General features: G+C 76.0%; 8 protein-coding genes and 1 tRNA gene. 7 read left to right on the forward strand and 2 right to left on the reverse strand.

What is annotated here, in order from left to right; genetic code table 11:
• Window positions 1–23 precede the first annotated feature (23 nt).
• On the forward strand, window positions 24–1106 hold the full coding sequence (locus KK617_RS13615) for a DNA polymerase domain-containing protein (protein WP_277500616.1): 1083 nt from the start codon (window positions 24–26) through the stop codon (window positions 1104–1106).
• A gap of 33 nt (window positions 1107–1139) precedes the next feature.
• Here the strand turns inward: KK617_RS13615 and KK617_RS13620 are convergent, their stop codons facing one another.
• Both KK617_RS13620 and KK617_RS13625 read right to left on the reverse strand, forming a co-directional pair.
• On the reverse strand, window positions 1140–1676 hold the full coding sequence (locus KK617_RS13620; RefSeq protein ID WP_277500617.1) for a hypothetical protein: 537 nt from the start codon (window positions 1674–1676) through the stop codon (window positions 1140–1142).
• Window positions 1673–2851: an ATP-dependent DNA ligase gene (locus tag KK617_RS13625; protein WP_277500618.1), complete on the reverse strand. Its 1179-nt coding sequence runs from the start codon at window positions 2849–2851 to the stop codon at window positions 1673–1675. Before KK617_RS13625 ends, KK617_RS13620 begins: the two co-directional genes overlap by 4 nt.
• Window positions 2852–2982: 131 nt before the next feature.
• On the opposite strand from KK617_RS13625, the gene KK617_RS13630 reads away from it, so the two are divergent.
• The 6 genes from KK617_RS13630 to KK617_RS13655 form a co-directional block, all read left to right on the forward strand.
• Window positions 2983–3061 (forward strand) — tRNA-Gln (locus tag KK617_RS13630).
• A 51-nt stretch (window positions 3062–3112) separates the two neighbouring features.
• Window positions 3113–4564 carry a bifunctional UDP-N-acetylglucosamine diphosphorylase/glucosamine-1-phosphate N-acetyltransferase GlmU gene (glmU, locus tag KK617_RS13635; protein ID WP_277500619.1) on the forward strand — a complete coding sequence of 484 codons (1452 nt, stop codon included), beginning with the start codon at window positions 3113–3115 and terminating at the stop codon, window positions 4562–4564.
• Window positions 4565–4657: 93 nt separating this feature from the next.
• Complete coding sequence (locus tag KK617_RS13640; RefSeq protein ID WP_301799701.1) at window positions 4658–5632, forward strand: ribose-phosphate diphosphokinase; 975 nt, start codon at window positions 4658–4660, stop codon at window positions 5630–5632.
• A gap of 118 nt (window positions 5633–5750) precedes the next feature.
• Window positions 5751–8606, forward strand: coding sequence for a hypothetical protein (locus tag KK617_RS13645; RefSeq protein WP_277500621.1), 2856 nt, complete (start codon window positions 5751–5753; stop codon window positions 8604–8606).
• Window positions 8603–9907, forward strand: a complete 1305-nt coding sequence (locus KK617_RS13650) for a hypothetical protein (protein WP_277500622.1) — start codon at window positions 8603–8605, stop codon at window positions 9905–9907. Before KK617_RS13645 ends, KK617_RS13650 begins: the two co-directional genes overlap by 4 nt.
• Before the next feature lie 2 nt (window positions 9908–9909).
• On the forward strand, window positions 9910–10875 hold a 966-nt coding region (locus KK617_RS13655; protein ID WP_277500624.1), incomplete at its 3' end, for a serine/threonine-protein kinase.

Below are 10875 nucleotides of genomic sequence, written 5' to 3' on the forward strand. Positions count from 1 at the left end.
CATGCTGCCACTACGTTGGGGCCATGGCGAGCAAGGCGGCGGCGGCCGAGGTCATCGCGGGCGACCGCGCGGTGCGGGTCTCGAGCCCCGACCGCGTCATCTACCCCGCGACCGAGCGCACCCCGGACATCACGAAGCTGCAGGTGGCGCAGTACGTCGCGGACGTGTCCGACGGCCTCGTGCGCGCCCTGCGCGAGCGGCCCACCGCGCTGGAGCGCTGGCCCCGCGGCGTGCTCCCGGGCATCGAGCTGTCGACCGGCCGGCCGGGCGAGAAGGCCGACGCGTTCTACCAGAAGCGCGTGCCGACGGGGGCTCCGCCGTACCTGGAGTCGGTAGAGATCACCTTCCCCTCGGGCCGCACGGCCCGCGAGATCTGCGTGACCGAGCCGGCCGTCGCCGTGTGGGCGGCGCAGATGGGCACGATCACCTTCCACCCCTGGCCCGTGCGCCGCGCCGACGTCGACCGCCCCGACGAGCTGCGCATCGACCTCGACCCGCAACCCGGTACGACGTTCCGCGACGCCGCGCGCGTCGCCGGCGTGGCCCGCGAGCTCCTCGCCGAGCACGGCGTCACGGGCTGGTGCAAGACCTCGGGCAACCGCGGGGTGCACGTCTACGTGCGCATCGAGCCACGCTGGGAGTTCACTGACGTGCGCCACGCGGCCATCGGGTTCGCCCGCGAGCTGGAGCGCCGCGACGACCAGGTGACGACGGCGTGGTGGAAGGAGGAGCGCGGGGAGCGGATCTTCGTCGACTACAACCAGAACTGCCGCGACCGCACGATCGCGTCGGCGTACTCCCTGCGGGCCCGCCCCGGTGCCCCCGTCTCGACGCCCCTGACCTGGGACGAGCTGGCCGCGCTGGAGGACCCGCGCGCGCTCAACCTGCTCACCGTGCCGGAGCGGCTCGCCGACGGCGACCCGTGGGAGCGGATGGACGACGAGGCCCACTCGATCGAGCCGTTCCTCGCGATGTTCGCCGAGCAGGGGTCCGTCGAGCTGCCCTACCCGCCCGACCACCCCAAGATGCCCGGCGAGCCGCCGCGCGTGCAGCCGAGCAAGAAGGTCGCCGACCACTGGGACGCGGCCGGCAACCGGGTGGAGTGACCCGTCCGGCGCCGGCCCGGCGGCCGCCGGGCCTCAGACGCCGGTGATGCCCTCGCCGTGGCCGTCGGCCTGCTCGGCGAACGTCTCCTGCTCGAGCAGGTGCAGCACCGGTACGTCGAGGTGGCGCCGCGCCCGGGAGGTCCAGTCGACGCCGAAGAACTCCGCCACCACGTGGGGGCTGGTCAGCACGATGACCTCGGCCGCGTCGACGGCGGCGACGGTGGCGCGCAGCGCGTCGATGGGGTGGTCGTCGACGACGGCGCCCTGGGCGGTGGCGCCGTCGGCGCGCAGCAGCGCCAGCGTGCGCGCGAGGCCCTCGTGCGCCTCGACCTCGCTCTGGTCGTGCAGCTCGTCGAGGTCGATGCTCGCCAGCGCGTAGCTGGGGGAGCCCACGACGTCGCCGGAGCCCAGCGTGCCCACCGCGGTCGCGACGCGCTCGGCGGCGTCGTCGACGGGGAGGAGCACGTCGTACACCACCTCGTCGCCCAGCTCGAGGTGGAGCGACGTCACCTGACGGGCGTCGAGCTCCGTCAGGGGCTGCTCGACGAGCAGGACGACGTGGTAGGTCATGGCGTCTCCTCGGTGGTGCGGTCGGTCGGGGCTGCGGTGTCGGACGGGGTCAGGACGGTGGTGAGGTCGTAGCCGACCGGCTCGTCGAGCTGGTCGTACCCGCAGGACGACGGGTCGCGGTCCGGCCGCCACCGCTTGAACTGCGCGGTGTGGCGGAAGCGGCGGCCCTCCATGTGGTCGTAGCCGACCTCGAGCACCCGCTCGGGCCGCAGCGGGGTGAAGGACAGGTCCTTGCCCGCGCTCCAGCGCGACTGCGTGCCGGGCACGCGGTCGGGGTTCGCGACGGCCCACTCCTCCCACGCGCCCCAGGGGTGCTCCTCGACCGGGCAGACCAGCGGCGCCAGCTCCTCGATCAGCTCGGCGCGGCGGGCGGCGGTGAACGAGGCGGAGACCCCCACGTGCTGCAGCGTGCCGTCCGCGTCGTGCAGGCCCAGCAGCAGCGAGCCGAGCAGGGGGCGCTCGGGGGTCGAGGTCTTGTGCTCCCGGTAGCCCGCGACCACCACGTCCGCGGTGCGCGCGTGCTTGATCTTCAGCATGGTGCGGCCGTTCTCCGTGTACGGCGCGTCGAGGGGCTTGGCGACGACCCCGTCGAGCCCGGCGCCCTCGAACTGCTCGAACCAGGCGGCGGCCTCGGCGGCGTCCGTCGTGGTGCGCACGAGGTGGCAGCCGGTCAGCCCGTCGTCGTGCACCCGGCCGGCGAGGTGGGCCAGCGCCTCGGCGAGGGCCGCGCGGCGCTCGGCGAACGGCCGGTCGACGTACGACGTGTCGCCCAGCGCGAGGAGGTCGAAGGCCACGAACCCGGCCGGGACGGTCTCGGACAGCATCCGCACCCGCGAGGCCGCCGGGTGGATGCGCTCCTGCAGCACCTCGAACTGCAGGCGCGGCACTCCGTCCTCCCCGGGGGCGGACACGAACAGCTCGCCGTCGAGGACGCAGCGCTCCGGCAGCTGCTCGAGGACGGCGGCCACGACCTCGGGGAAGTAGCGCGTCAGGGGCTTGGTGTTGCGCGACGTCAGCTCGACCTCGTCGCCGTCGCGGAACACCAGGCAGCGGAAGCCGTCCCACTTGGGCTCGAACGACAGCCCGCCGCGGCCGGCCCAGGTGGCCGGGTCCGGCACCTGCGCGACCGACTTGGCCAGCATCGGCCGCACGGGCGGCATCACGGGCAGGTCCACGGGGCGACCCTATCCATGCGGCGCCACGAGCGCGGGGCGGGCGCGCCGCCGGGTCGCACAGGGTCGCACGGGGTCGCACCGGGTCGCATAGGGTGGGGCACTGCCCGCGACGTCCGGCGACGCGCGCGCATTCCCCGGTTGGTCTGCCGGCAGGGCCCGCCTGACTTTGAATCAGGACAAGCGACGTAGGTTCGACTCCTACCCGGGGAGCCTCTCCCCGCGGGCGCCACGCGCCCCGAGGCCCGACTAGGGTGGGGCCGCATGAGCGCGATCACCGTCATCGTCCTGGCCGCCGGCGGCGGCACGCGCATGAGGTCGAAGACCATGAAGGTCCTCCACCGCGTGGGCGGGCGCAGCATGGTGGGCCACGTCCTGGCGGCAGCGCAGTCCGTCGCCCCCGACCGGGTGGTCACGGTCGTGGGCCACCAGCGCGAGCAGGTGGGCGCGCACGTGCTCGAGCTGGCGCCGGGATCGGTGCTGGCGGTGCAAGAGACCCAGGAGGGCACCGGCCACGCGGTCCGCGTGGCCGTCGAGGCCCTCGGCGGCCAGGTCGACGGCACCGTCGTCGTGCTGACGGCCGACACGCCCCTGCTGCGCGGCGACAGCCTCGCCGCGTTCCTCGCCGACCACGAGGCCGCCGAGCGCGCGGTCAGCATCCTGTCGGGCGAGGTGGCCGACCCGTTCGGCTACGGCCGGATCGTGCGCGACGAGGACGGCGACGTCCTCGCCATCGTCGAGCAGAAGGACGCCGACGCCGACCAGCGCGAGATCCGCGAGATCAACTCCGGCATCCTCGCCTTCGACGGCGCGTTCCTCACCGAGGCCCTGGGCCGGATCGGCAACGACAACGCCAAGGGCGAGTACTACCTGACCGACGCGGTGGGCCTGGCCCGCGAGTCGGGCCTGACCGTCGGCGCCTACTGCCTGGAGGACGTGCGGCAGACCGAGGGCGCCAACGACCGCTCCCAGCTCGCGCGCCTGGGCAAGGAGATGAACCGCCGCATCCTCGAGCACTGGATGACCGAGGTGGGGGTCACGATCATGGACCCCGACACCACCTGGATCGAGGACGACGTGGTGCTCGCCCGCGACGTCACGATCCTGCCGGGCACGCAGCTGCTCGGGGCGACGGTGGTCGCCGAGGACGCCGTCATCGGGCCCGACACCACGCTGGAGGACTGCGAGGTCGGCGCCGGCGCCCGCGTCGTGCGCACCCACGGCCAGCTCGCCGTCGTCGGCGACGGGGCCCAGGTCGGCCCCTACGCCTACCTGCGCCCGGGCACGCGCACCGGCACCGGCTCGAAGGTCGGCACGTTCGTCGAGACCAAGAACGCGGTGCTGGCCGACGGCGCGAAGGTGCCCCACCTGTCGTACGTCGGCGACGCCGAGGTCGGCGAGGGCAGCAACGTGGGCGCGGGCACCGTCTTCGCCAACTACGACGGCGTCGCGAAGCACCGCACGACGATCGGCCGCCACGCCCGCACCGGGTCGAACAACACCTTCGTGGCGCCCGTCACGATCGGCGACGGCGCGGGCACCGGCGCCGGCACGGTCGTGCGCGAGGACGTCCCGCCCGGCGCCCTGGCCGTCTCGGCCGGCCCGCAGCGCAACCTCGAGGGCTGGGCGGCCCGGCGCCGTCCGGGCACGGCGCAGGCCCGGGCGGCCGAGGCGGCGGGCGGGGAGGCGGGCGCGGAGGAGCGTCCCCACCCCTGAGTTGGCGCCACCCCCGCGGTAGGCGAGAATCGGCGGGGCCGACCGACCCCGGCCTCCCCCGAGCCCGACAGGAGCGCATCCGGCGTGAGCGGAATGAAGCTGACCACCGAGAAGAACCTCATGGTCTTCAGCGGACGGGCGCACCCCGAGCTCGCCGAGGAGGTCGCCGAGCTCGTCGGCACCGGCCTCGTGCCCTCCTCGATGTACGACTTCGCCAACTCGGAGAAGTACGTGCGCTACGAGGAGTCGGTGCGCGGCTGCGACGCCTTCGTGATCCAGAGCCACACGGCGCCGATCAACGAGTGGATCATGGAGCACCTGATCATGGTCGACGCGCTCAAGCGCGCCTCGGCCAAGCGCATCACGGTGGTCATGCCGTTCTACGGCTACAGCCGCCAGGACAAGAAGCACCGCGGCCGCGAGCCCATCTCCGCCCGTCTGGTCGCCGACCTGTTCAAGACGGCCGGCGCCGACCGCCTCATCTCGGTCGACCTGCACGCCGACCAGATCCAGGGCTACTTCGACGGCCCCGTCGACCACCTCATGGCGCTGCCCATCCTGGCCGACTACGTCCGCGGCAAGTACGGCGCGGACGCCGACCTAGCAGTCGTCTCGCCCGACGCGGGGCGCATCAAGGTGGCCGAGCGCTGGTCGGCCCGTCTCGGGGGCGTGCCGCTCACGTTCATCCACAAGACGCGGCGCACCGACCGGCCGAACGAGACCGTCGCCAACCGCGTGGTCGGCGAGGTCGAGGGACGCATGTGCGTGCTGGTCGACGACATGATCGACACCGGCGGCACGATCGTGAAGGCCGCCGAGGCCCTCCTGGAGCAGGGCGCCAAGGGCGTCATCATCGCCGCCACCCACGGCATCCTGTCCGACCCGGCCGTGGACCGGCTCAAGAACAGCCCGGCCACCGAGGTCATCCTCACGAACACGCTCCCGCTGGCCGCCGACAAGCACTTCGACAAGCTGACGGTGCTGTCCATCGCGCCGCTGCTGGCGCGCGCCATCCGGGCCGTCTTCGAGGACGGCTCCGTGACGTCGATGTTCGACGGGCACGCCTGAGCCACGCATCCGGGGAAAAGCCGACGCGGGGTCGTCGGGGCGGCCTACGCTGCCTCGACCGTCACCCTGCCAACGGCCCCGGGCGCGCGCCGGAGCCGACGCTCCTCGAGGAACGCCCATGTCACCGTCTGGTCGACCGACCGCCCCGGCAGGCGGCCGCACCCCCCGTCGTACCGCCCGTCGCACCCCTCGCCGTAACGCCCGTCGCACGGCGCTGCTCGGCGTGCTCGCGACGCTGACCGCCGGCCTGGTCTCCGCGCCGCAGGTGGCGCTCGCCGCGCCCGAGAGCGTGCTGCGCGTCGTCGACGTGCGGCTCGGCGGTGACGGTGCCACGACGGCCGTGACGACGACGACCGTGCGCGACGCGGACGGCGACCTCAGCACCGACGAGGAGACCCTCGACCCGGCGGACGCGACGCTGCCGGTGCGCGTGCTCACCTCGTGGCGCAGCGAGGACGGGGCGGGCACCGACCTCGCCGACCTCGCCGGGTACGACGGACGCGTCACCGTCGACGTGACGGTGCAGAACACCACGGTGCGGCCCGTGCCCGTCCGCTACGACAGCGGGGGCGAGGCGTTCGAGGAGCACGCGCTCGTCGGCAGCCCGCTGACGGTCGTCGCCGGCACGGAGCTGCCCGGCGCGACGCGGGTCGTCACCTCGACGCTGGCCGACGACCCGGCGGCCACCAACGGGGTGCTGGGACGCACGAGCGACGGCACGCCGGTGGTGCAGTGGGCCGCGCTGCTGGCCCCGCCCCGCCTCGCGTCGACGGCGACGTTCCGCCTCGTCCTCGACGTCGACGACTTCGAGCCGCCGGTCCTCGACCTCAGCGTCCAGCCCGGGCTCGTCACCGACACCTCGCTCGACGGTCTCCTGCGCTCCGCGTTCGCGGACGGGCCGGGCAGCAACCGCCGGGTGCAGGACGAGACCATCGCCACGATCGAGGCCGTCAACACGGTGCTCCGCGATGCCGGCGCCTCCCTCGACGCCATCCGCGCGAACCTGCAGGCCACCTCGACCGGCTTCGGTCGCCAGGCGCTCACCGAGCTGGGCGCCGGCCAGGAGGAGGTGCCCGCCCGCATCGCCGGCGTGGTCGCCGACCTCGAGGCGCTGTCGAACTCCGGGGGCACCGGGGCGCTGGACCGCACCATCGACCGTGCCGCCGAGCAGGGCGAGCGGGGGCTGGTCGAGGCGCTCGGCAGCATCCGCGTCCTGCTCGGCACCGCGGGCGCGACCCTCCCCGCGCCCGGCCCCGGTGCCGGGACGGGCTGCGCCGTCGCCACCCGCCCCCCGAGCGGCACGGACCTGCTGAGCCTCTTCCGCGGCGTCGAGTCGCAGTTCGAGGCCTTCGCCGGCTCGACCGGCGCCTGCCGCGCCGCCATCGCGGCCTCGCTCGAGCGCTCGGTCGGCACCGCCGCCGAGCTCGAGGCGCTGGCGACCGCACCGGACGCCACCGCCGCGTGCGGCACCTCGCGGTCGCTGGTCTGCGTCCTGGGCATCGCCCGCGGCGAGGTCGCCCGGGGCGCGGGCGAGCTGGTCGCGGCGGGCGCGGCGCTCGCGGCCGAGGTGAACCCGGCGGAGGAGACCGGCCGGGTGGTCGCCGGCATCGCCGGGCTGCGCACCGCCACCGCCCGGGTGGGTACGGCGCTCGCCGCGCTCTCGACGGCGGACGCGGCCACCACGGCGGCGGCCCTCGAGGACGTGCTCGCCGCCGCCCGCCTGCTCGTCGACGACCTGACGGCGCTGCAGGTCCTCCTGCAGTCGTCCGGCGACCTGGCCCGCGGGCTCGACGAGGTCGGGACGATCGCCACCACGCAGGCCGCGCTGCTCGACGGCGGCCTCGTGGCCGCGCTGGACGAGCTCGTGCGCACGGCCTGCCGCGCCCCGGAGCCCGACGCCAGCCCGGACCTGGTCGCCTTCCTCCAGGACGTGCTCGGCGCGCTGCCGGCCTGCGCGACGACGGGGGCGGAGCCCGACGTGACCGCACAGCTCACCGGCGTGGCCGCGGCGTGGGACGAGGTGGCCGCGCTCGTGGGTGCGGGCGGCACCCTGCCCGCCGCCCTCGCCGACCTCAACACCTCCGTCGGCGGGCTGCTGGACACCGCGACGGACGTCGTGGGCGCCCTCGAGCAGGCCACGGCCCTGCCCGGCCAGCTCGCCGCGCTGGGCGACGCCATCTGCACCACGGCCGCGCGGGCCCGCGAGCTCGGTGAGGTGCCCCCGACCACGCAGCCCTGCCCCGCCCCCGAGCCCGGCGCCCCCACCGCGATCGACGTGCTCGCGGCCGCCTGGGACGGTCTCGCCGCCCGCAACGCCGACCTCGGCGACCGCGTGGGCGCGGCTTTCGGCGCCGCGCGGACGACGTACCTCGACGCCGCCCGGGGCGACCTCGGCGCCGGCATGGCCGCTGCGGTCGGGGCCCAGCAGAGCGCGACGGACGACCTGGGCACCTTCCTCGGCGGTTTCGAGGCCGAGCTCGAGTCGGCCGGCGACCGGGCGTTCGCGGAGGGCAGCGACCGGGTCGAGGGCGTCGACGAGGCCGCCGCCGCGGCGCTCGGCTCCAGCCGGACCACCCTCACCGGCGACCTCGCCCGGGCGCGCGGCGCCCTGGCCGACCAGATCGGCGTCAACCAGGTCGCCCTGACGGGCACGAGCGCCGCCCTGTCGGAGCGGCTGCGCGCCACCGTCGCGGCGCTGGGCAGCCGCGAGGGCCGGGGGAGCGGCATCCTCGGCGCCCTGGCCTCGAACGCGCGGCAGGCCGACCGGGAGAACGGCAACCTCGTCGAGGCCGGCGGCACGACCAGCGCCTTCGCGGCCCTGCGCCGCCTCGACCTGCGCGACGCGAACCGGCAGCGGGCGCAGTCCGAGCTCGCCGCCCGGATGCAGGAGGAGCTGAGCCGCGCTGACGCCGACGCCGGCGCGGACGCCGACGTCCTCACCGTCTACGCGCTGCACCTCGGCGGTGCCGGGTGACGCGCCCGCCACGCCGCGCCACGGTGCCCGGGCTCCCGGGGCTCGCGGGCCTGGCCCTCGTCTGCGCCCTCGGCCTGACGGCCTGCACCGACGACGGTGCGGGGGAGGAGGAGCGGCCCGACGCCGCTCCGGGGCGTGCCCCCGCCCCCGTCGCGCTCGACGTCGCCGACCTCGACGGCCCGGTGCGCGTCGGGGTGCTCGTGAGCACGGCCGGGGCGCCGGGCGAGGGCTCGGACCTGGCCCTGCCGGCCCACGGCGCGATCGTCGCGGAGCGCCGTCTCGACGCCGGCGGGGCCGACGTGGAGCTCGTCGTCGCGGACGACCGGGGCGACGCCGACGAGGCCCGGCGGGCCGTGGCGGAGCTCGCGGAGGCCGGGGTCGTGGGGGTCGTCGCAGCCACGACGGGGACGCACCTCGCGGCGGCGCTCGACGACGCGGCCGCGCTCGACGTACCGGTCCTGCTGCCGTACGCCGAGGACGCCGCGGGTCTGTCGGCCGGCGCCTGGTCGACCGCACCGTCGGCGTCGGCCGTCGACGCGGGCGTGGCCGCCGCGTTGCGGTCGGCGGGCAGCACCGCCCCGCTCGTCGTCGCCGGAGCCGGGGCCCGCACGCCCACGGTGCCGGGGGCGCGCACCGTCACGCTGGGTACGGCGGGCACCGGCGCCGCCGTCGACGCCGTCGAGCAGGCGGTGGCGGACGGGGCCGACGCGGTGGTCGTCGCCGCTCCCGCACAGGCGCAGGGCGAGGTCGTCGCGGGCGTCCAGGCCGTCGACGACCTCCCGCTCGTGCTCACGCCGCACGCGCTGCGCCCCGCCTTCACGACCGCGCTGACGGACGCCGGCGGCGCGACCAACGGGGACCTCCGCACGGTGGGGCCCGACGCGGGCGACACCACGACCCTGGCCGCGGGGGAGGAGGGGGACCGCGCGGCGGCGTACTTCGCCGCGCTGCGCCAGGCTGCCGACGACCCCGACCAGCAGGACCTCCTCGGCACCGGCCCCTTCGCCGCTCGGGCCGGTGACGCCGACCTGGCCAGCCACGACGCGGTCGTCGCGCTGGTGCGGGCCGCCGAGGAGGCGGGCAGCACCGCGGCGGGCGACGTCGTCGCCGCCCTCGACGGCCTGGCCCTCGACGGCGGTTCGGGACTGGCCGGCCCGCCGCTGGTCTTCGACGACGCGGAGGCCCTCGACGACGCCGACGTCCACGTGCTCGTGGGCACGACCCAGGACCCCGGCGTGCGGCCGCGGCCCGTCGACCCGGCGGTCCGCCTGGCGTGGTTCGCCGTGCCGGTGGACGGGTGAGCGTGGCCGACGAGCAGGACCCCGAGGCGGTCCCCCGGGCCCTCGGCAGCCGCTACGAGCTGGTGGAGCGGCTCGGCGGGGGCGCGATGGGCCAGGTCTGGAGCGCGGTCGACCGCACCACCGGCGAGGCCGTCGCCGCGAAGCTGCTGCACGAGACCTACGCGCACGACACCGACATCGTCGGCCGGTTCATCCAGGAGCGCGCCATCCTGATGAACCTGCGCCACCCGGGCATCGTGCGGGTGCGCGACCTCGTCGTCGAGGGCTCGCAGCTCGCCATCGTCATGGACCTGGTGGCCGGGGGCGACCTGCGCAGCCACCTGCGCACCGCCGGCACCCTCGCGCCCCGGGCCGCGGTCGCCGTGACCTGTGCGGTGCTCGACGCCCTCGCCGCGGCCCACGCCGCCGGCTTCCTGCACCGCGACGTGAAGCCCGACAACGTGCTCCTCGTCGGCGGGCAGCCCGGGGACGGCTCGGGCGTGCGCCTGTCGGACTTCGGCATCGCGCGGCTCGCGCAGGACTCGACGGTGCAGGCGACGGGTCTCGTCGGCACCCCCGGCTACATGCCGCCCGAGCTGTTCCAGCACGGCCGGTTCAGCACGGCCTCCGACGTCTACGCGACCGGCATCCTGCTCTACGAGCTGCTCGGCGGGCGCACGCCGTTCGCGGGCAAGGGCACCGTCCACACCATCGGCAACCGCCACGTGACCGTCGAGCCCCCGCCGCTGCCGGTGCACCCCCTGCTGTGGAGCGTGCTCGCGGTGATGCTGGCCAAGGACCCCGCCACGCGCCTCCCGGCCGGGGCGACCGCCCGCGCCCTGCGCGACCTGCCGGACGAGGCCCTCGACGGCGACCCGCTGCCGCGCCAGCCCGACCCCGAGACGTGGCACACCGCCGAGCGGACCGTCGTGCGCTCCCACCCCGCGCTGCCCGGCGCGCCCGCCCCCGGGGCCGCGGCCGTCGCGGCG

The organism is Nocardioides sp. ChNu-99 (assembly GCF_029493445.1).
Taxonomy (GTDB): domain Bacteria; phylum Actinomycetota; class Actinomycetes; order Propionibacteriales; family Nocardioidaceae; genus Nocardioides.

Excerpts from the sequence above, each read along its gene's own strand:
- KK617_RS13645 (WP_277500621.1), top strand. The coding sequence starts at position 5,751 with ATGTCACCGTCTGGTCGACCGACCGCCCCGGCAGGCGGCCGCACCCCC.
- glmU (WP_277500619.1), top strand. The coding sequence starts at position 3,113 with ATGAGCGCGATCACCGTCATCGTCCTGGCCGCCGGCGGCGGCACGCGC.
- KK617_RS13615 (WP_277500616.1), top strand. The coding sequence starts at position 24 with ATGGCGAGCAAGGCGGCGGCGGCCGAGGTCATCGCGGGCGACCGCGCG.
- KK617_RS13640 (WP_301799701.1), top strand. The coding sequence starts at position 4,658 with ATGAAGCTGACCACCGAGAAGAACCTCATGGTCTTCAGCGGACGGGCG.
- KK617_RS13620 (WP_277500617.1), bottom strand. The coding sequence starts at position 1,676 with ATGACCTACCACGTCGTCCTGCTCGTCGAGCAGCCCCTGACGGAGCTC.